The organism is Streptomyces aureus, from assembly GCF_001418135.1.
Classification (GTDB): domain Bacteria; phylum Actinomycetota; class Actinomycetes; order Streptomycetales; family Streptomycetaceae; genus Streptomyces; species Streptomyces aureus_A.
In genome coordinates this window covers 12,578-30,348 of sequence record NZ_LIPQ01000260.1, presented here as the reverse complement: position 1 = coordinate 30,348, position 17,771 = coordinate 12,578, and the positions used below count along the sequence as shown (strand labels likewise).

General features: G+C 73.0%; 24 protein-coding genes. 13 read left to right on the top strand and 11 right to left on the bottom strand.

Features of this window, described 5'->3' with window-relative positions; translation table 11 throughout:
* From AOK00_RS21810 to AOK00_RS21795, 4 genes are all read left to right on the top strand, one after another.
* Positions 1-696, top strand: a 696-nt coding sequence (locus tag AOK00_RS21810; protein WP_254047448.1) for a YwqJ-related putative deaminase, incomplete at its 5' end; no start/stop codon positions are given.
* A 9-nt stretch (positions 697-705) separates the two neighbouring features.
* Positions 706-1,179, top strand: coding sequence for an SUKH-3 domain-containing protein (locus tag AOK00_RS21805; RefSeq protein ID WP_055601977.1), 474 nt, complete (start codon positions 706-708; stop codon positions 1,177-1,179).
* Positions 1,172-1,567, top strand: coding sequence for a YwqJ-related putative deaminase (locus AOK00_RS21800; RefSeq protein ID WP_055601976.1), 396 nt, complete (start codon positions 1,172-1,174; stop codon positions 1,565-1,567). Before AOK00_RS21805 ends, AOK00_RS21800 begins: the two co-directional genes overlap by 8 nt.
* Positions 1,564-2,475 (top strand): SUKH-3 domain-containing protein, encoded by a 912-nt coding sequence (locus AOK00_RS21795; protein ID WP_055601975.1) that lies wholly within the window; start codon positions 1,564-1,566, stop codon positions 2,473-2,475. The genes AOK00_RS21800 and AOK00_RS21795 overlap by 4 nt, the downstream gene beginning before the upstream one ends.
* 32 nt (positions 2,476-2,507) lie before the next feature.
* Here the strand turns inward: AOK00_RS21795 and AOK00_RS21790 are convergent, their stop codons facing one another.
* The 3 genes from AOK00_RS21790 to AOK00_RS21780 form a co-directional block, all read right to left on the bottom strand.
* Positions 2,508-3,293 (bottom strand): SDR family NAD(P)-dependent oxidoreductase, encoded by a 786-nt coding sequence (locus tag AOK00_RS21790; RefSeq protein WP_055601974.1) that lies wholly within the window; start codon positions 3,291-3,293, stop codon positions 2,508-2,510.
* An 82-nt stretch (positions 3,294-3,375) separates the two neighbouring features.
* Positions 3,376-3,555, bottom strand: coding sequence for a DUF397 domain-containing protein (locus AOK00_RS21785; RefSeq protein ID WP_055601973.1), 180 nt, complete (start codon positions 3,553-3,555; stop codon positions 3,376-3,378).
* Complete coding sequence (locus AOK00_RS21780; protein ID WP_079042119.1) at positions 3,552-4,454, bottom strand: helix-turn-helix domain-containing protein; 903 nt, start codon at positions 4,452-4,454, stop codon at positions 3,552-3,554. Before AOK00_RS21780 ends, AOK00_RS21785 begins: the two co-directional genes overlap by 4 nt.
* Before the next feature lie 106 nt (positions 4,455-4,560).
* Between AOK00_RS21780 and AOK00_RS21775 the strand changes: the two genes are divergently transcribed.
* The gene (locus AOK00_RS21775) at positions 4,561-4,998 is read left to right on the top strand and encodes an ATP-binding protein (RefSeq protein ID WP_055601971.1); all 438 of its coding nucleotides are present in this window, start codon (positions 4,561-4,563) and stop codon (positions 4,996-4,998) included.
* 42 nt (positions 4,999-5,040) lie between these two features.
* On the top strand, positions 5,041-5,550 hold the full coding sequence (locus AOK00_RS21770) for a hypothetical protein (RefSeq protein WP_055601983.1): 510 nt from the start codon (positions 5,041-5,043) through the stop codon (positions 5,548-5,550).
* Between the two features lie 46 nt (positions 5,551-5,596).
* On the opposite strand, the gene fusA is transcribed toward AOK00_RS21770, so the two are convergent.
* Both fusA and AOK00_RS39465 read right to left on the bottom strand, forming a co-directional pair.
* On the bottom strand, positions 5,597-7,621 hold the full coding sequence (fusA, locus tag AOK00_RS21765; protein ID WP_055601970.1) for an elongation factor G: 2,025 nt from the start codon (positions 7,619-7,621) through the stop codon (positions 5,597-5,599).
* Positions 7,622-8,087: 466 nt separating this feature from the next.
* On the bottom strand, positions 8,088-8,243 hold the full coding sequence (locus AOK00_RS39465) for a hypothetical protein (protein ID WP_173861608.1): 156 nt from the start codon (positions 8,241-8,243) through the stop codon (positions 8,088-8,090).
* Positions 8,244-8,245: 2 nt separating this feature from the next.
* Between AOK00_RS39465 and AOK00_RS21760 the strand changes: the two genes are divergently transcribed.
* Together AOK00_RS21760 and AOK00_RS21755 are read left to right on the top strand one after the other, a co-directional pair.
* Positions 8,246-8,764, top strand: coding sequence for a DUF6232 family protein (locus AOK00_RS21760; protein ID WP_367870053.1), 519 nt, complete (start codon positions 8,246-8,248; stop codon positions 8,762-8,764).
* The gene (locus AOK00_RS21755; RefSeq protein ID WP_107097444.1) at positions 8,761-9,102 is read left to right on the top strand and encodes a hypothetical protein; all 342 of its coding nucleotides are present in this window, start codon (positions 8,761-8,763) and stop codon (positions 9,100-9,102) included. Before AOK00_RS21760 ends, AOK00_RS21755 begins: the two co-directional genes overlap by 4 nt.
* Before the next feature lie 16 nt (positions 9,103-9,118).
* Here AOK00_RS21755 and AOK00_RS21750 read toward each other — a convergent pair whose 3' ends face one another.
* The 5 genes from AOK00_RS21750 to AOK00_RS21730 form a co-directional block, all read right to left on the bottom strand.
* Entirely contained in the window at positions 9,119-9,979 is an 861-nt protein-coding gene (locus AOK00_RS21750) for an ABC transporter permease (RefSeq protein WP_055601968.1), read from the bottom strand.
* An 11-nt stretch (positions 9,980-9,990) separates the two neighbouring features.
* On the bottom strand, positions 9,991-10,923 hold the full coding sequence (locus AOK00_RS21745) for an ABC transporter ATP-binding protein (RefSeq protein WP_055601967.1): 933 nt from the start codon (positions 10,921-10,923) through the stop codon (positions 9,991-9,993).
* On the bottom strand, positions 10,920-11,264 hold the full coding sequence (locus tag AOK00_RS21740) for a transcriptional regulator (protein ID WP_055601966.1): 345 nt from the start codon (positions 11,262-11,264) through the stop codon (positions 10,920-10,922). Before AOK00_RS21740 ends, AOK00_RS21745 begins: the two co-directional genes overlap by 4 nt.
* Entirely contained in the window at positions 11,261-11,761 is a 501-nt protein-coding gene (locus AOK00_RS21735; protein ID WP_367870052.1) for a hypothetical protein, read from the bottom strand. The genes AOK00_RS21740 and AOK00_RS21735 overlap by 4 nt, the downstream gene beginning before the upstream one ends.
* Positions 11,762-11,928: 167 nt before the next feature.
* A complete protein-coding gene (locus AOK00_RS21730; protein WP_055601965.1) occupies positions 11,929-12,345 on the bottom strand; it encodes a VOC family protein in 417 nt (138 codons plus the stop codon).
* Positions 12,346-12,547: 202 nt separating this feature from the next.
* On the opposite strand from AOK00_RS21730, the gene AOK00_RS21725 reads away from it, so the two are divergent.
* On the top strand, positions 12,548-13,201 hold the full coding sequence (locus AOK00_RS21725; protein WP_437441433.1) for a nucleoside/nucleotide kinase family protein: 654 nt from the start codon (positions 12,548-12,550) through the stop codon (positions 13,199-13,201).
* Here the strand turns inward: AOK00_RS21725 and AOK00_RS21720 are convergent.
* Positions 13,198-13,977, bottom strand: a complete 780-nt coding sequence (locus tag AOK00_RS21720; RefSeq protein ID WP_055601963.1) for a CTP synthase C-terminal region-related (seleno)protein — start codon at positions 13,975-13,977, stop codon at positions 13,198-13,200. The two genes, AOK00_RS21725 and AOK00_RS21720, sit on opposite strands and share 4 nt — an antisense overlap.
* 96 nt (positions 13,978-14,073) lie before the next feature.
* Here AOK00_RS21720 and AOK00_RS21715 point away from each other — a divergent pair, with 96 nt between their 5' ends.
* The 4 genes from AOK00_RS21715 to AOK00_RS21700 all read left to right on the top strand — a co-directional run bounded on the left by AOK00_RS21715 (position 14,074) and on the right by AOK00_RS21700 (position 17,755).
* A complete protein-coding gene (locus AOK00_RS21715) occupies positions 14,074-14,607 on the top strand; it encodes a tetratricopeptide repeat protein (RefSeq protein WP_055601962.1) in 534 nt (177 codons plus the stop codon).
* A gap of 19 nt (positions 14,608-14,626) precedes the next feature.
* Positions 14,627-15,508: a LysR family transcriptional regulator gene (locus tag AOK00_RS21710; protein WP_055601961.1), complete on the top strand. Its 882-nt coding sequence runs from the start codon at positions 14,627-14,629 to the stop codon at positions 15,506-15,508.
* A 49-nt stretch (positions 15,509-15,557) separates the two neighbouring features.
* The gene (locus tag AOK00_RS21705; protein WP_055601960.1) at positions 15,558-16,517 is read left to right on the top strand and encodes a hypothetical protein; all 960 of its coding nucleotides are present in this window, start codon (positions 15,558-15,560) and stop codon (positions 16,515-16,517) included.
* 74 nt (positions 16,518-16,591) lie between these two features.
* Entirely contained in the window at positions 16,592-17,755 is a 1,164-nt protein-coding gene (locus AOK00_RS21700; protein WP_055601959.1) for an aminopeptidase P family protein, read from the top strand.
* The last annotated feature ends 16 nt before the right edge of the window (positions 17,756-17,771 follow it).

Below are 17,771 nucleotides of genomic sequence, written 5' to 3'. Positions count from 1 at the left end.
GGTGGTGGCGGTGGCGGTGGGAACGGCGGCTCCGGCAACGACCCCGGCGGCAACCGCATGACTCCGGCCCCGCCCTGGCACGGCAGCTCCGCCGGCAACATGAAGCATCACCGGACGGACCCGCTCGACGTCAGCCACCTCACCCCGGAGCAACAGCGTGAGGCGCTCGTCCAGGAGGCCCGCGACCTCGCCGACCGCGCGAGGAAAGCCGACCCGAACAACCCGGACGACCCCAAGCATCAGATCGACATGGTCCGGACGCGTTTCCCCACCGGTGAGCACCTCCTCAACAACGGCGCGTGCTCCGGCGGGCTGCTCCACGACGGTGTCGTCACCAGCCACTCCAGCGGGACCAAATGGGAGGGCCAGGACAAGCCCGACCTGCATCCGGCCGCGCAGGACATCTACGATCAGGTTCGGGCCAGGATCGAAGGCGAAGGCCGGAACGTGGGCGGAGGCCACGGGCAGTGTGCGGAGGCCCTGCTCCTCTCGGACCGGCTGCGCCAACTCGACCCGTCCGGCACGTCCATCAGCACGCTCGACCACGTACGCCGGGCGATGGACGGCGCGCAGATGTACACCGTTCAGATCGGCCCGGACAGGCGGGGTAACTTCCAGCACAACGAGTACAAGCCGCCGTGTCGTTCGTGCGAGATCGCCCTGGACATGGCCGGTATCACCGCCCACACCGGTTAGGAGCCCCCTGTGCCCCACCTCAATGCCCCCGCGGACGTCGACGCCTGGTTCGCCGAGTACGGCTGGTACCCGGGCCGTGACGTCGCGGACCGGGTCCCTGCGATCGTGGCGGAGATCACCGAGGAGAGCCGGAACGACGGGTTTCCGATGGAGCCGTTCGCAGCCGCCACGGACTTCCTCGCCGAGCACGCGGGGCTTCGGCTGACCCTCGACGCGCGACGTGAGGACTACCTGCACTTCACGCCGGTCATCGTCTGGGACGGCACTTCCGAGGACATCGCGGAGCTGAGCCGCCGCCTGGGCGTGAGGCTCTTCCCGGTGGGGTGGGACTCCTCGGAGGGCGAGGTGATGGTCGTGGACGAGCAAGGCCGGTTCTTCTTCATGCACCACACCGGCAACTACTACATGGGCGCAGACAAGTACGAGGCCATGATCTCCCTCTTCCACAGCCCCATGAAGGACGCGGAGGATTTCTATGTCTGACCTGATTCCCGGCACGGCGGCCTCGCTGCTCATCCACGGCACGATCACCAGCCACACCAACCTCACCGGTGACGGCGAGCCGCACCTCCACCCCGCCGTCCAGGAGTTCTTCGACGCGCTCCCGCCCGCCCTGCGCGAGCCCTTCATCGGCTACTGCGCCGAGTCCGCCCTCGTCTCCGACGAGCTCTTCGGCCTCGACCGGCAGCGGGACGACGGCCGGACGGTCACGCTGGAGGAGGCCGCGGCGCACTTCGCGGGAGCCGCGCTCGTCGCCCGCAAGATCCGCCCGCACGGCGACCCCGAGCACGGCACCGAGGCCGACGTCTGCCGTTCCTGCTCGGCGCTCCTCGACCGGCTGGGCATCGCGATCCTCCGTGATCAGGCATGACGGACGTCCTGACGGAGGCGGGGTGGCGGCCCGGCCGTGACGCCGGGGACGCCGCCATGCTGGCGGTCCTCATCACGGTGACGGTCGGCGCGGAACTGTTCCCGGCCGCCGAACGGGCCGTGCGCGAGTTCCACGGCCTGCACGTCCATCCCGCCGCCGACGGCGGGGCGGAGGTCGCGGCCATCGGCAGCGTCGTCGACCCCCGCGAAGCCCGCCTCGACGTCCCTGCTCTGAACAGGCTCGCCGACTCCCTCGGCGCACGGCTCTTCCCCTTCGGCCGTACGGACACGGACGCGCCGCTCGCGGTCGACGACCACGGCCGGCTCCTCATGCTGGGCCCCGGCGGGCCCTGGCTCCTCGGTGAAACCGTCCACGACGGTCTCTCGGCGCTCGCCGCCGGCATCGCGCCGGTACGGCTCCGCGCTCCCCGGTGGCGCTTCCCGCTGCCCGGCAGCCCCGCCGATCTCGACGCGGCCGTACGGGCCGCGCTCGTCGCCGTCTTCGTCCTGCACAGCACGGGCGTGTTCAGCGCCCGGGGGCTGCACCTGCGGGCGACGACCCTGCGGGGAATCGGCGTCGTGGCGGTCGACGAGGAATTCCCGCTGGGCCGGGGGTCGTTGGAGAGCAACGCGGAACCACTGACGGAGGCGATGAACGGCCGCCTCGACGCGGCCGGCGTACGCGCGGGCGGCTGCGAGCTGGTCCTGACGCTTCCCGTCCCCGCCGGTACGGAGGGGCCGCCGGCCACGGTGGAGTGCGTCGTGACGGTGGGAAGTCCGGCCGAAGGCCCCGCCCTGATCCTGTCGGCCGGTCTGTCCGCCTCCTTCGGCCCCACGGCGAAGGCCCTGGACGCCTGCGCCCAGGCCCTCGCCGACTGGTCCGGAACCATGGCCGACGCCGATCGCTGACGCGTACCGGCAGGGCGCGCCGCGCACACCGCTCAGTGGATGGAGAAGCCGCCGTCCACGAAGAGGGACTGGCCCGTGACGTACGCGGAGGAGGTGCTCGCCAGGAACACGGCCGCGCCCGCGAAGTCCTCGGCGACACCGTTGCGGCCGACCATCGTGCGCGCCGCCAGCGCGGCCACCTTCTCCGGGTCGGAGGAGAGCCGCTCGTTGAGCGGGGTCATCACGAAGCCCGGGACCAGGGTGTTGGCGGTCACGCCGTACGGGGACCAGGCCTCGGCCTGCGAACGGGCCAGGGACTCCAGGGCGCCCTTGGACACCCCGTACGCGCCGCTCTGCACGAACGCGCGGTGCGCCTGCTGGGAGGTGATGTGGATGATCCGGCCGAAGCCGCGCTCGGCCATGCCGGGACCGAAACGCCGGCCGAGGAGGAAGGGGGCCTCAAGGTTCACCGTCATGGTGGTGTCCCAGACCTCGTCGGAGAGGTCGTTCAGCGGGGGACGGAGATTGATGCCGGCGGAGTTGACGAGGATGTCGGGCTCGCCGAACACCGTCGCCGCCTCCTCGGCCCCGGCCTTGATCCCCGCGCGCGTGCCCAGGTCGGCGCTCACCCAGGCCGCCCGGCAGCCGTCGGCGGTCAGCTCGTCGACGGTCGCGACGAGTTCGGCCTCCTTGCGCGCCACCACGACCACACGCGCCCCGGCACGGGCCAGGGCCCCGGCGATGGCACGGCCGATGCCGGAGCTGCCTCCCGTGACGAGGGCCGTGCGCCCGTCGAGGGAGAAGAGGCCGGAGAGGTACCCGCCGGGGGGCGTGGTCATGGGTGTCGCTCCTCGCGTCGTGCGTGTACCGGCCCGTCCGCGTGCGGTGGGGGGCAGGTACACGCATCCTGTCAGACGTGGTTCAGACCAGCTGGGCGAGGAACCCCGCCCAGGCGGCGGGCGCGACGGCGAACTGGGGGCCGTCCGGGTTCTTGGAGTCGCGGACGTGGACGGTGGAGGGGCAGGTGGCCACCTCGACGCAGTCGCCATCACCGCCACTGCTGTAGCTGCTCTTGAACCAGACCAGGTCTGTGGTGCTCATGGTGCTCCTCGCATCTCCCGCAACAGACTCACGGACTCCTCGAAGGACAGAGCCTGTGCCCGCATCCTGGCATACCGCTTCTGGAGGATGCTGACCTCTTTGGGATCGGGGATGAGGTGTGCGGCGCGCTGGCCCTCGCAGTAGGCGTACCACTTGTTTTCCGCAGTCTCCAAGAGCTGCACCGGACCGTCGAGACCCGCGTGATGCCCCCTTGTCTGCGGCATGATCTGGAGGTCGATGTTGCGTCGCGCGCTGATGTCGAGGATGTGTGCGATCTGCTCGTGCATGATTTCGGGGCCACCCACCTGACGGCGCAGTACGTGCTCCTCCACGATGAAGCTGTAGATCGTGTGAGGGCGGTCGGTGAGCAGCGTCTTCCGCTCCACACGGGCGACGAGCTTCGACTCGATCTCCTCGTCCCCCAATGCCGGGATCTGCTTCTCGAACAGCGTCTTCGCATACGCCGGCGTCTGCAGCAGCCCAGGCACCAGCCGGTTCTCGTAGGTGTAGAGCGTCGCCGCCTGCAGCTCCAGCTTGGCCCACTGCCGGAACCACTTCGCAAGCCCCGGCTTCCGCGCCACATGCTTCGCCGCGCCCCTGATCGCCCCGAACGCGTCGAGCACCTCCTCCGCCCGGTCCACGAAGGCGACCGGCGGTAGACGCCGGCCCTGCTCGATCGAGGCGACCGTCGGCACCGAGTACCCCACCATCGGCGCGAAGCGCTCCTGCGTGAGACCCGCCCGCTTGCGGAAGGCCTTGACCACCTCCCCGAAGGCCTTCAGGCTGTCCGACGTCTCCGGTTCGCCTCCACTCGGACCCGCGTCCGCCTCTTCGCCCGGAACCTCATCCGTCACCCCGGCCACCTCCCGCACCCATGCGCTCGCGTTGAACGCACCCATGCTCACGGGTAGTTACCGGTACCGTCCAGAGCGTGAACCCGTACGCTGTCGGAGCGTACGGGTTTCTGACCTGGCAACCCGCCCCGTCCGGCGTCACATTGGCCCCATGACCTCCCCCATGACCCGCGGAGCCACCGTCACCGTACGTGTGTTCACCCAGCGCTTCAGCTCGACCCCGCGCGGCGCCCGCCTCGCCCGGCGGCTCGCCCTCCATCAGTTCGACCGCTGGAACATCCCGTACGGCTCCGAGGCCTCCGACGCCGCCGCGCTCCTCGTCGCCGAACTGGCCGCCAACGCCGTCACCCACGGCCGCGTCCCCGGGCGAGACTTCGAGCTGGTGCTCACCTGTACGCCCGGACTGCTGCTGCGCATCGACGTCACCGACACCCGGGGCGAGCGCCGTCCCGCCGCCACGACCCCGGGGCCCCTCGACGAGGGCGGCCGCGGTCTGCTCCTCGTCGACGCGCTCGCCTCCCGGTGGTCGGTGCTCGACCGTGTACCGGTCGGGAAGACCGTACGGGCCGAACTCGACCTCGGCTCCTGACGTACCTTGATCGGGACGGAACAACCAAAGGGGGTGGGCGACTTGGACGCCGGGACGAAGGCGGGCAAGGGAGTCCTGGGACCGCGGGCGGCGGTCGTGTTCGCGCTGGTGCTCACACTGCTGCTGGCGGGTCTGTCGGGCCTCGTGATGCATCCGGCTGCCCAGCACCTGCGCTCCCTCCAGGACAGCCGACAGGCCGACGCGACGCTGGTCGCGGCCGGCTCGGGATGCTTCCTGGGGGGATGCAAGGTCAGGTTCGAGGCCGAGGGGCGGACCGTGGTGGCCGACCTTCCGGTGGGGAGCAGTCACGGGAAGAACGTGGCCGGTGAACGTCTGACCGTCCGGTACCGGGAGGGCGATCCGCAGGTGGTCGCCTCGCAGGACGATGTCGGCGGCGGTGCGCCGGCCGTGGGCACCGTCGTGTTCGGCGCCGGTGCGGTGCTCTTCCTCCTGATGCTGGTGTGGTCGACGGTCCACCTGAGGCGGCAGGGGCGCGCGGAGGGCGACCACGCTGCGGTTCCCGAGGCCGGGGCGACGAAGAGCGGCGTGTGAGCGGGTGTCCGGTCCGTGGGGTCACCACGGACCGGACACCCTTCACTCAGTCGCCCTGACCCCGGGGCGCGGGGGCGTAACCGGCCGGGCGGGTCGTGAAGGTGCCACGGCCCTGCGTGCGGCCGCGCAGGCGGGACGCGTAGCCGAAGAGCTCGGCCAGCGGCACCGTCGCCTCCACCACCGCCGTACCGGAGCGGGTGGTCTGGTCCGTCACGCGGCCGCGGCGCGCCGCGAGGTCGCCGAGGACCGAACCGACGGACTCCGCGGGGACGGTGACCGTCACGTCGGCCACCGGCTCCAGGAGGGTCATCACGCTCGCGCGGAGCGCCTCGCGCAGCGCGAACCTGCCCGCCGTGCGGAACGCCATCTCCGAGGAGTCCTTCGGATGCGTGGCGCCGTCCGTGAGCGTGACCCGGACACCCGTCACCGGGTGGCCGCCGAGGGGACCCTCGACGAGCGCGTCCCGGCAGCCGGCCTCGACCGCGCGGACGTACTCCTGCGGGACCCGGCCGCCCGTGACGGTCGACGCGAACGCGAACTCCGCCTCCCCGGTGTCCGCGAGCGGTTGGACGTCGATGACGACATGGGCGAACTGGCCCGCGCCGCCGTCCTGTTTGACGTGACGGTGGAGCAGCCCGGTGACGCCCTTCGCCACCGTCTCCCGGTACGCGACCTGCGGGCGGCCGACCGTGACCTCAAGGCCCCGGTCGCGCCGCAGCTTCTCCACCGCGACCTCCAGGTGCAGTTCGCCCAGACCCGACAGGACGGTCTGGCCCGTCTCCGGGTCGGACCGCACGACGAGCGACGGGTCCTCCTCGGAGAGCCGGGCGAGGGCCGTCGCCAGGCGGCCGGTGTCCGTGCTCCGGCGGGCCTCGACCGCGACCGAGACCACCGGGTCGGCGGTCGTCGGCGGTTCGAGGACGATCGGAGCGTCCCGGGCGCACAGCGTCGCCCCGGCGCGGGCGCCCTTCGGGCCCACGACGGCGACGATGTCCCCGGCGCGCGCCACGTCGACCTCGGTCGCGCGATCGGCCTGGACCCGCAGGATGCGGGCGATCCGCTCGGTGCGGCCGCTGACGGCGTCGAGCACGGTGTCCCCCTTTCCGATCGTGCCCGCGTAGACGCGGACATAGGTCATCCGGCCGGTGGCCGTCGCGCTCACCTTGAACGCGAGCGCGGTGAACGGCGCCTCCGGGTCCGCCGGCGCCTCCCCGCGTACCGGAGGCATGTCCGACGGCGCCGGGAGGTACGCGACGACGGCGTCGAGCAGCGGCTCGACACCCCGGTTGCGGTACGCCGAACCGCAGAGCACGACCACGGCCTCGCCGGTGAGGGTGAGGTCGCGGAGCGCGCCCGTGAGGGTCCGCGCCGAGAGCGCGCCCTCGGCGCAGAACTCCTCAAGGGCGCCCGGATGGAGCTCCGCCACGGTCTCCTCAAGGCGTCGCCTGCGGTGCCGGGCCTCGTCCTGGAGCTCGTCGGGGACCGGCCGGTCGGTGTACGTGTCGGCGCCGTCGGCCCACACGTACGCCCGCATGCCGACCAGGTCCACGACGCCGGTGAAGCCGTCCTCGCGCCCGATGGGGAGCTGGACGGGCAGCGGGACGGTGCCGAGCCGGGTACGGATCGACTCCACGGCGCTGTCGAGTTCCGCGCCGGCGCGGTCCAGCTTGTTGACGAACGCGATGCGCGGGACGCCGTGCCGGTCCGCCTGCCGCCACACCGTCTCGCTCTGCGGTTCGACGCCCGCGACGGCGTCGAAGACGGCGACGGCGCCGTCGAGGACGCGCAGTGAGCGCTCGACCTCGTCGGAGAAGTCGACGTGCCCCGGGGTGTCGATGAGGTTGATCCGGTGTCCGGCCCAGTCGCAGCTGACGGCCGCGGCGAAGATCGTGATGCCGCGGTCGCGCTCCTGGGGGTCGAAGTCGGTGACGGTGGTGCCGTCGTGGACCTCGCCGCGCTTGTGGGTGGCGCCGGTGAGGTACAGGAACCGCTCGGTGACGGTGGTCTTGCCGGCGTCGACGTGGGCGAGGATGCCGAGGTTGCGGACGCGGTCGACGAGGTGGGTACGCACGGTGTCGTGCCTTTCGCTGCTGCTGGATGAAGACAGGGCAGCGCGATTCCCGTACGCGGGCCGTCAGGGGGACGGGGGGAGCGTCACGGGTCGGCGATGGCGGGCGCGCAGCCGCCACCGGCCGGAGGGAGAGGCGAGGATCACGTCGTACCGGGCACGGGCGGACGACACGGCGGCGGCGTTACGGCAACGCACGGTCGTCTCCCCTCGGTCGGACGTCTGAAGGCGCATCGGTCGATGCGCCGCGAGACGTGAGTGTAGGGAGGGGGAGAGGCGGCGCGACAGCGGTTTTTCCGGCTCCCGTGTGCCGCGGTCGATGCGCTTCGCCCCGCACTCGGTAGCCAACTACCGGCCAGACAAGGCGAATTGGCCGTATCTCGTCTGCCTCGCGCCCCGCCCCGGGCGCTTAATGGTGCTCCCGCACGGTGCGGGTGGGAGTGACGAGAACACGGGGGACGTATGGCCGTCACAGGAAGCACCGGGGGACCGCCGCCCGCGCCGCCGTCGGGTCCGCCGGGTCCGCCTTCGGGTCCGCCGGGTCCGCCTTCGGGTCCGCCGGGTCCGCCTTCGGGTCCGCCCTCCCGTCCGCCGGGTCCGCCGTCCGGTCCGCCGGAGCCGCCACCGCTGGATCTCCGTCGTGGACGCGTCCTGCGCCTCCGGGTCAGCCGCCGGATGCTGTGGGTGGGTGCGGCGGCCTTCCCGCTGCACAACATCACCCGCGTCGAGGCGTACAAGAGGCAACCCGACCGGGGCGCGGCCGTCCTGCGCTTCCTCAAGTGGTTCGCCGTGGCCGTGATGGTCTACGCCGTGGTCAACGCGGGGAGCAGCGGCAGGGTCAGTGCCGGGGAGAGCAACCCGGTCGTCATCGTCGTCCTGATCGTGCTGGGCGTCTACCTCCTCAGGGAGCTGTTCGAGAAGCCGAAGCCGGTGCTGGACATCGAGATGTCCAGCGGCTCCACCGTGGCCGTGACCCTGCCGAGCGTGGACGAACTGCGGGACATCGCCGGACTGATCGCCCGCGCGATCGACAACCCGGCAGCCGAGTTCAGCACGGTCGTGCAGCAGTTCAACAGCAACACGAACAACTACGGCCCGGTCGTCAACATGAACGGCGGCCGGAACAACAGGGGGATCAACCTGTGAGCGGCGACACGACGAACAACTACGGGCCCGTGGTCAACATGAACGACGGCCACGGCAACGTCGGCATCAACTACGGCACCGTCGGCGGCGCCCCGGACGACCGGCTCCGCGCCGCCGTCGACGAGCTCACCCGCCTCCTCCAGGGCCTGCGGCCTCATCTCACCCCGGAACAGGCGCAGACCGTCGACGAGGCACTGCCCGAACTCACCCCCGACCGCGCCGCCCTGCGGCAGCGCGGCCTCGTCCTGGCGTCGGTGGCGCAGCTCGCCGCCGCCGCCGGCACCGTGGGCCAGCCCGTCGTGGACGCGGTCGGACAGCTGATCGCCCTGCTGGGCTAGGCCATCGCGAGGCCTCCTACGCGACCGGCGCGCCGCTCTGTGCCGCCTTGCGGTGGCGGGCGGTCAGCCGCGAGCCGGACTCGCGGCGGGCGGCGCGGCGCAGGAGCGGTACCGCGAGGAGGAACCCGAGGACCGTCCAGGCCGTGAGGACCAGGGCGACCATGGGCAGTTCCCAGGAGCCGGCCGCCTCGGCGGTCCGTGCCGAGTCCGGGAGCAGCGCCGAACGCAGGCCCTGCGCCATCCACTTGAGCGGAAAGACCGCGGCCACCTGCTGGACCGGCACGGGCAGCGCGGTGATCGGGAACACCGTCCCCGAGGTGAGCAGCAGTCCCATCGTCGGCAGCATGATCAACGCCAGGGCCTCGCGGGGGTTGGGCAGTACGGCGCCTATGGCCGCGCCGAGCGGTACGACGGCGAGCAGCCCGAGTGCGGTGACCCACAGGAGCGTCAGCCAGTCGCCCGGCCCGTGCGGCAACGGACCGTCCGCGAGCAGCGCCCCGGCGCCCAGGAGCAGCGCCAGGGTGCCGACCGCCAGGACGACCACCAGCAGGCACTTGGCGACGAGGTAGGCCGGTATCCCGCCGGGCGTGGCGCGCAGCCGCAGCAGGGTGCCCTCCTCCCGCTCGGTCACGAGGATCTGCGGGAGGTTGATAAGCCCGACCTGGAACAGCAGGTAGGCGGCGAAGCCCGCCAGCACCAGATGAGTCATCGGGGTTCGGGTCCCGGGCACGTCGTCGCCGACGTATGCGGCGACGAGCAACGCGACGACCACGTTGGTCAGGTGGCCGGACATCTCCTTGCCGTTGCGCAGGAGGTGCCGCAGCTCGATTCCGCCGCGCTGGAGCCCGGCACGCCAGCTGTTCGTCCTGTTCGTCATGTGTGCCCCCCTCATGCGGCCGGTGCCTTCTCGTCCGCGTCCCGGTAAGTGCCGGCGGCTCCGTCCGTGCCGTCGGCCTCCCCGTGCACCATGTGCAGGTAGGTGTCCTCCAGCGTCGGGCGGCGGACCTCCAGGTCGGCGATCGGGCCGTCCGCGTGCCGGTGGAGTTCCCAGACCAGCCGTGAGGGCTCCTCCGTGCGTTCGCGGCGGGGCGTCCCGTCGTCGGCCGTCCAGCGGACCTCGGCCTGGGCGGCGGCTCGCCGGGCCAGTTCCGCCGGTGTGCCACAGGCCCGGATCCGGCCGCCGACCAGCATGGCGATCCCGTCGGCGAGCCGCTCGGCCTCCGCCAGGTCGTGGGTGGTGAGCAGGACGGTGACGCCCTCGTCGCGGGCCAGCTGTTCGACCAGGACGTGGAACTCGTGCCGCGCCTGAGGGTCGAAGCCGGTGGTCGGCTCGTCAAGGAAGAGGAGTTCGGGCCGGCCGACGATGCCGAGCGCGACGTCGAGGCGCCGGCGCTGGCCGCCGGACAGCCGGTCCACCTGCCGGCCGCCCTGGTCGGTGAGGCCGACCAGGGTCAGCAGTTCGGCCGGGTCGCGCGGGTCGGGGTAGTAGGCCGCGAAGTGGGTCAGCAGCTCGGCGACCCGCCAGCGGCGGTGGTCGCGCCAGGACTGCAGGACCAGGCCGATCCGGGCTCGCCACGCGTCGCCGCCCCGCTCGGGATCCGTACCGAGGACGCTCACCTCCCCGCCGGAGCGCTGCCGGAAGCCCTCCAGGATCTCGACGGTGGTGGTCTTCCCCGCGCCGTTGGGCCCGAGCAGCGCGAAGACCTCGCCGCGGTGGATGTCCAGATCGATGCCGCGCAGGACGTCGACATCGCCGTACGCCATGGTCAGATCGCGTACCCGGATCACGGGCTGGACGTCGGTGCGCCCGAGCGTCGTCATCGGCCCGCCTCCGCGTGGGGCTGCCGCTGTGCCGTCCCGCTCGCGGGTGCGGCGCTGTCGACGATGGCCCGGAGTGCCGCCACATGACCCTCGAAGGCGGTACGGCCGCGCTCCGTCAGCCGCACCTTCGTACGGCGGTTGCGGCCGCCGCCCTCCTTCTGGAGCTCCAGGTATCCGGCCCCCTCCAAGGTGTGCAGCTGCTTGGAGAGCGCGGAGTCGCTGAGCGAGAGGCTGTCGCGGACGAACGCGAAGTCCGCCCACTCGGTGGCGGCGAGCAGCGCGACCACCGACAGCCGGGTGGCGGGGTGGATCAGCTCGTCGAAGCCGGCGGGGGTGCTCATCGGCCCGTCTCCTCGTCGGCCGCCGGACCGCCGCCGCTCCGCACCGATTCGGCCGCCCAGCGGTTGGCGGGACCGAGGGAGAGCAGGTACACCGCCACCGCGGCCGTGGCCTGGACGAGGCCGGCGAGGATCGGCTCCAGTGACTCGGTCAGGTGGTCCGACAGCACGACCGTCCCGCCGACCAGCACCGCCGCCGCACCGAACGCGGCCCACATGCGCCCGGGGCAGCGAGTGTGGTGCAGCCGCATCCGGCTCCTGCGGCTGTTCCTCACGACCAGCACGCTCAACAGGCCGACGTAGGCGGCCATGAGCAGTCCGACGCCCCACTGGGGCAGGTCCATGCCGACGCCGGCAAGGAACACCCACATGAGCGCGGCCGTGCCGTAGGTCATGCCGCGCCCGCCGGACGCGGAGCGCTCGAACTCGTCGTACACCCGCTCCTGCGGCACTCGGATGCGCTGGAGATCCTTCCATGCCTGTTCGGCATCCACCGGCATGCTCACGGCCATCGCCCTCCCCGCCTCCGACTACTTTCCTACCAGGAAAGTAACCTTTGGCTTTCCTGGTGGGCAAGTCGGCGCAGGGGCTTCGTCCGATCTCCGGACCGCCTGCACGGCCTCGGGGGCCAGGCCGGCACGGCCGGTCCCCCCGACCGACCCCAGGCCTACTCGGCCGCGTCCGCCGGCTGGAGGAGGTCCCAGCGGTTGCCGTACAGGTCCTCGAAGACGGCGACCGACCCGTAGGGCTCGTGCCGCGGCTCCTCCAGGAACTTGACGCCCGCCTCCGTCATCCGCGCGTGGTCGCGGGCGAAGTCCTCGGTGTGGAGGAAGAAGCCGACCCGGCCGCCCGTCTGGTTGCCGACGGAGGCCTCCTCGGCGTCGTTCTTGGCGCGGGCCAGGAGCAGGCCCGCGTTCCCGAGGCCGCCGACCCCGGCCGCACCGCGCGGGCGGACGACGACCCAGCGGTTGCCGCCGCCCCGGTCGGTGTCCTCGACCAGGTCGAAGCCGAGGGAGTCGGTGTAGAAGGCGATGGCCTCGTCGTAGTCACGGACGACAAGGGTCACAAGTGCGATGGACGGCATTACCTCAACGTAATACGTGGAAGCGGCAGGAAACTACCCGCGTCAACCCGTGTCGGGCCGGGCACGACCCTTGCCCGTGGGAGGGTCCGAACGAGGGTCCGGAGAGGGCCGGGCGAGGGTCGGGGGCAGGGGACCAGGCCCTGTCGGACGGGATCCCACGACTGTGGGCGCACGCCGGACCGCGCCCGCGGCCGGTGCGAGAATGCCCCGCATGGACGTGCTGCAGTTCGACCGCCTCGCCGCCCGGGCGCGGGACCTCGCCGAGCGCCCCGGGGACGGCGGCCGACCGCCCCGCCGCCTCCTCGGGCTCGCCGGCCCGCCCGGCGCCGGGAAGTCCACACTCGCCGCCCGGCTCGTCGCCCGTCTCGGGGGCCTCGCCGCCCTCGTCCCCATGGACGGCTTCCACCTCGCCCAGGCCGAACTGGAACGCCTCGGCCGGGCCGGCAGGAAGGGCGCGCCCGACACCTTCGACGCCGCCGGATACCTCGCCCTCCTCGCCCGGCTGCGCGCCCCCGCCCCCGGCGCCACGGTCTACGCCCCCGCCTTCGACCGCGCCCTCGAGGAGCCGATCGCCGGGGCGATACCCATCGGCCCAGAGATCCCGCTGGTCGTCACCGAGGGCAACTACCTGCTGTACGACGAGGGCGCCTGGGCCGGTGTCCTGCCGCTCCTCGACGAGGCCTGGTACCTCGACCTGGACGCCCGGCACCGAGTCCCCCGGCTCGTCGAGCGTCACGTGCGCTTCGGCAAGGACCGAGCCCGCGCCGAACGCTGGGTCCAGGACTCCGACGAGGCGAACGCCCGCCTGGTCGCCCGCGGCCGCGACCGCGCCCACCTCGTGGTGCCGATGACCTAGTAGGGGGTGTCCTGCCGATCATGCCGGGCCCGGGCGGACACCGCCCAGCCCGCCGCGTGCCGCGCCGCCGCCCTTCCGAGAGCCCGGATCAGCGGGTGCGGGCGGGTGCCGTCGCCGGCCAGTTCCGGCTGGAAGAGGGTCGCCAGGAAGAAGGGGTGCGAGGGGAGTTCGGCGATGCGGACGCCGCCCTCCTCGTCCGCGCCCGTGAACCGCATGCCGTGCGCCCGCAGGGTGTCCAGGTGGCGGCTGTCGGGGCCGTAGTCGCAGTGGTAGCGCTCGGTGGTCCGCTCCGCACCGAGGGCCTGCTCGGCGAGCGAGCCCGGAGTGACCCGTACGACTCCCTCGTGGCCCACCAGCGAGCAGGCGAGGGGCGCGATCAGCAGGTCGCCGGAGTCGGCCGACGGGTCGTTCTCCGCGTGCGCCGCACGGGTCAGACCGCAGACGTCCCGCGCGTACTCCAGGAGCGCGTGCTGGAACCCGCCGCAGGTGCCGAGGAACGGGACGCCGTCCTCGCGGGCCGTGCGGATCGCGGCCAGCGCCCCCGCCTCGCTCGCGTACGGGCTCCCCGGGAGCACCCACACCGCGTCGAAGCCCTTCACCGCGCCGGGTGTCTCCGCGTCCCCGGTCGGGATCCAGTACGCGTCGAGGGCGAGGCCGTCGCGCTCGGCGAGGGCGTCGAGGAGGACGGGGATCCGGACGTGGGAGCGGACGTGCGGGGAGCGGTCGCCGACCAGGGCGATCCGAGGGGTGTGAGGGAGGGGGTTCACGCTGTTCATGGGGACCATCCTTGGCGCCGTCGCCCGTTCACGTCCAACGATGATCACTGCATCGTCCATCAGGAACGCTTATAGCGGGCTGGATAGGGTGGCCGTATGACCACCGATCAGGAACCGTCCGACTGGGAGCGCCGCGTCGCCGCCCTCTGGGAGCGGCTCGACACGTACGAGCCCGCCGCCTTCCGCGCCCGTGTCGCCGAGCTCGCCGCCGAGCGACCCGAGGACGACGCGGCCGCCCTCTTCGAACGGGGCGCCGCCCACGACTCCACCGGAGAGCCGGAGGAGGCCGTGCGCCTCTACCGGCGGGCCCTCGACCAGGGCCTCACCGGACTGCGCCGCCGACGGGCCGTCATCCAGCTCGCCAGCAGCCTGCGCAACCTCGGCCGCCCCGACCGCAGCGTCGAACTCCTCACCGCCGAGCGCGCCGTCCCCGCCGCCGACCTCGACGCCGACGAGACCGCGCTCTCCGGCGCCGTCGACGCCTTCCTCGCCCTCGCCCTCGCGGACACCGGCCGCGACCGCGAGGCCGCAGCCCTCGCCCTCGGCGCCCTCGCACCCCTGCTGCCCCGATACAACCGCTCCCTCGCCCACTACGCGCAGGCGCTCCTCACCGCCCCCGACGGATCCTGACGGGCCCGGCGCGCACTCCATGGACCCGCACCTCCTGCGTACGTACGTCACCGTCGCCCGGCTCGCCTCCTTCTCCGAGGCCGCCCGCGAGCTGGGCTACACCCAGTCCGCCGTCTCCCAGCACATCGCCGCGCTGGAGGCCGACCTCGCGCTGCCGCTGCTCACCCGCCGCCCGGTCGCCCCGACCCCGGCCGGCGAGCGGCTCCTCGAACACGCCGGGGCGCTGCTGCTCCGGCTCGACGCGGCCCGCGCCGACCTCGACCGGTTCGCGGCCGCGCCCCGCGCCACCCTGAGCGTCGCCGCCTCCCCGCTCGCCCTGCACGCCCGTACCCTCGCCGCACTGCCCGCCACCGGAGTCACCCTGCGGGCCCTGCCCCGCGAGGCGGTGCCCGCCGCCGTCGCGACCGGCGAGGCCGACGCCGGGCTCGTCGACGGCATCGCCGCCCCCAGCGACCCGCTGCGGCTGCCCGACGTCGCCCCGCTCGCGGCGACCGGCGTCGCCGAGGAGCCGCTCGCCGTCGTCCTGCCCACGACCCATCCGCTCGCCGGGCGCTCCGGGCTCCGCCTCGACGACCTCGTCGACGCCCGCTGGCTCGACGCGCCCGCCGCGGGCCTCCCCCTCGACCGGCTGCGGGGCGCCCACGGCGGGCCGGCCGGACGGGGCTTCCGTACCGCCCTGCGCTACGAGGGCACCGACACCCGCACCCTCGCCGCGCTGGCCGCCGCCGGTCACGGCCTCGCCCTGCTGCCCGCGCCGGTCGCGGCGGACGTCTCCGGCGCCACCGCCGTCCCTCTGATCGCGCCCCGCCTCGTCCACCGCACCGAACTTCTCCTCCCGGCCGCCTCGCGGGCCGAACCCACCGGCCCGGTGGCCGAGTTCACCCGACGGCTCAAGAGCTGACACCGGCAGTCGCTACCCTGTGCGCAACGGCGACGGAAGGCGGGCGGGCGTGGGGTGGCTGCGACGAGGACCCAGGCGGGACGGCGACGACGCACCGAGGGACCCCGAGTTCGCGTACTTCTCGCAGCGTGAGGCCGCGCTCTTCCGCGGCCGCGTCCGGGAGACCTTCGCGGAGCTCGGCCTTGAGGTCAGCGTCTACGCCGACCACGTCATCGACGACAAGGGCCGGCGCTTCGGCCTCGGCAACCTCGCCGCCGTCTGCCACCAGGACCGGCGCGGCCCCCGCGTCTGGCCCGGCATGATCAACCGCCACATCGGCCTGGTCGTCCGCGCCATGGACGGCCCGTCCGCGCTCGACACCCTGCCGCCCGAGCAGATCCGCTCCCAGCTCTACCCCCGGGTCGTCAGCGGTGACGGCATCGACGCCGCCGCCTTCGGGTACGCGCGGACCGTCGCCCCCGGCCTGTACGAGATCCTCGCCCTCGACCTGCCCGAGAGCGTCATGATGCTCACCGACGACGCGCTCGAACGGCTCGGCGACCACGCCCAGCTGCGCGACCGGGCCCTGCGCAACCTGCGCGGGCTGCCCGTCGAGGAGCACGAGACCGTCCGGGACGCCGACGGCATGTGCTTCGAGATCATCCTCGGCGACTCCTTCTACACCGCGAGCCGCGTCCTCGACCTGGACGGCGTGGCCCGGCGGGTCACCGGGCTGCCGCTCGGCGAGCACGGCGCCCTGGTCGCGATGCCGTTCCGGCACCAGCTCGCCTTCCACCCCATCCGGGACACCTCGATCATCCCGGCCCTCGGCGCGATGGCCTCCTTCGCCGCCTCCGGGTACGAGGACACGCCGGGCGCCATCAGCCCGTACGTCTTCTGGTGGCGCGGCGGCACGCTCACCCAGCTCAGCGAGCACGACGAGGAGCGGGGGGATCTGCGGATCGTCGTCGGCGACGAGTTCCAGGAACTCCTGGAACGGCTGATCGCCCAGGGCCCGGACCCGCGCTGAGCGGTCGCGGGCCCGGTCGCCGCCCGGCAGGATGCTGTACGTCCAGGATGCAGCGGAGCCGAGAAGGAGACCCCATGTCGAGCACCCCCGCCCCCGAAGCGGCCGAGGAGCGCGGCGAGACCCCCGTCCCGTTCACCGCGGACGACTACCGGGCGCGGATGGCCCGCGCCGCCGAATCCGCCGCCGACGCCGGACTCGCGGGCGTGATCGTCGCCCCGGGCCCCGACCTCGTCTACCTCACCGGCTACCAGCCCACCGCGATCACCGAGCGGCTCACCGCCCTCGTCATCGCCCCCGGACAGGAACCGGTCCTCGTCGTCCCGACCCTGGAGGCCCCCGACGCCGAGAAGGCCGCCGGGGCCGCCGCGCTCGCCCTCCGGGACTGGACCGACGGCAAGGACCCGTACGCCGTCACCGCGCCGCTCCTCGACGTCGACGGCAGGTTCGGCGTCAGCGACAACGCCTGGGCCATGCACCTCCTCGGCCTCCAGAAGGCCCTCCCGGGGACCTCGTACGTCTCCCTCACCGAGGCCCTGCCGATGCTCCGCGGCGTCAAGGACGCCCACGAGCTGGCCCGGATCGCGGCCGCCGGGGCCGCCGCCGACCGGGCGTACGGCGAGATCCTGGAGGTCCGGTTCGCCGGCCGCAGGGAGACCGACGTCGCCGCCGACCTGGCCGCGCTGCTGCTGCGCTTCGGGCACTCGCAGGTCGACTTCACCGTCGTCGGCTCCGGACCCAACGGCGCCAACCCGCACCACGAGGCCGGCGACCGGGTCATCGAGCGCGGCGACATGGTGGTCCTCGACTTCGGCGGCCTCAAGCACGGGTACGGCTCCGACACCACCCGTACCGTCCACGTCGGCGAACCCACCGACGAGGAGCGGCGCGTCCACGACCTCGTACGGGAGGCCCAGCAGGCCGGCTTCGAGGCGGTACGGCCCGGGGTCGCCTGCCAGGAGGTCGACCGGGCGGCCCGCAAGGTCATCACGGACGCCGGGTACGGCGAGTACTTCATCCACCGCACCGGCCACGGCATCGGCGTCACCACCCACGAACCGCCGTACATGATCGAGGGCGAGGAGCTCCCGATCGTGCCGGGCATGTGCTTCTCCATCGAACCCGGCGTCTATCTGCCGGGCCGCTTCGGCGTCCGGATCGAGGACATCGTGACGGCGACGGAGGAGGGCGCGGGGCGCCGCTTCAACAACACCCCGCACGAGATGGCGATCGTCGAGTAGCCGCTCGGGGGCGGCG

What these genes read in the sequence shown, in the direction of transcription:
- AOK00_RS21785 (WP_055601973.1), bottom strand. Translation starts at nt 3,555, where the DNA reads ATGAGCACCACAGACCTGGTCTGGTTCAAGAGCAGCTACAGCAGTGGC.
- AOK00_RS21710 (WP_055601961.1), top strand. Translation starts at nt 14,627, where the DNA reads ATGGACCCGCACCTCCTGCGTACGTACGTCACCGTCGCCCGGCTCGCC.
- AOK00_RS21725 (WP_437441433.1), top strand. Translation starts at nt 12,548, where the DNA reads ATGCCCCGCATGGACGTGCTGCAGTTCGACCGCCTCGCCGCCCGGGCG.
- AOK00_RS21730 (WP_055601965.1), bottom strand. Translation starts at nt 12,345, where the DNA reads ATGCCGTCCATCGCACTTGTGACCCTTGTCGTCCGTGACTACGACGAG.
- AOK00_RS21750 (WP_055601968.1), bottom strand. Translation starts at nt 9,979, where the DNA reads ATGACGAACAGGACGAACAGCTGGCGTGCCGGGCTCCAGCGCGGCGGA.
- AOK00_RS21790 (WP_055601974.1), bottom strand. Translation starts at nt 3,293, where the DNA reads ATGACCACGCCCCCCGGCGGGTACCTCTCCGGCCTCTTCTCCCTCGAC.
- AOK00_RS21800 (WP_055601976.1), top strand. Translation starts at nt 1,172, where the DNA reads ATGTCTGACCTGATTCCCGGCACGGCGGCCTCGCTGCTCATCCACGGC.
- AOK00_RS21735 (WP_367870052.1), bottom strand. Translation starts at nt 11,761, where the DNA reads ATGCCGGTGGATGCCGAACAGGCATGGAAGGATCTCCAGCGCATCCGA.
- AOK00_RS21745 (WP_055601967.1), bottom strand. Translation starts at nt 10,923, where the DNA reads ATGACGACGCTCGGGCGCACCGACGTCCAGCCCGTGATCCGGGTACGC.
- AOK00_RS21720 (WP_055601963.1), bottom strand. Translation starts at nt 13,977, where the DNA reads ATGAACAGCGTGAACCCCCTCCCTCACACCCCTCGGATCGCCCTGGTC.
- AOK00_RS21715 (WP_055601962.1), top strand. Translation starts at nt 14,074, where the DNA reads ATGACCACCGATCAGGAACCGTCCGACTGGGAGCGCCGCGTCGCCGCC.
- AOK00_RS21740 (WP_055601966.1), bottom strand. Translation starts at nt 11,264, where the DNA reads ATGAGCACCCCCGCCGGCTTCGACGAGCTGATCCACCCCGCCACCCGG.
- AOK00_RS21700 (WP_055601959.1), top strand. Translation starts at nt 16,592, where the DNA reads ATGTCGAGCACCCCCGCCCCCGAAGCGGCCGAGGAGCGCGGCGAGACC.
- AOK00_RS21780 (WP_079042119.1), bottom strand. Translation starts at nt 4,454, where the DNA reads ATGGGTGCGTTCAACGCGAGCGCATGGGTGCGGGAGGTGGCCGGGGTG.
- AOK00_RS21795 (WP_055601975.1), top strand. Translation starts at nt 1,564, where the DNA reads ATGACGGACGTCCTGACGGAGGCGGGGTGGCGGCCCGGCCGTGACGCC.
- AOK00_RS21775 (WP_055601971.1), top strand. Translation starts at nt 4,561, where the DNA reads ATGACCTCCCCCATGACCCGCGGAGCCACCGTCACCGTACGTGTGTTC.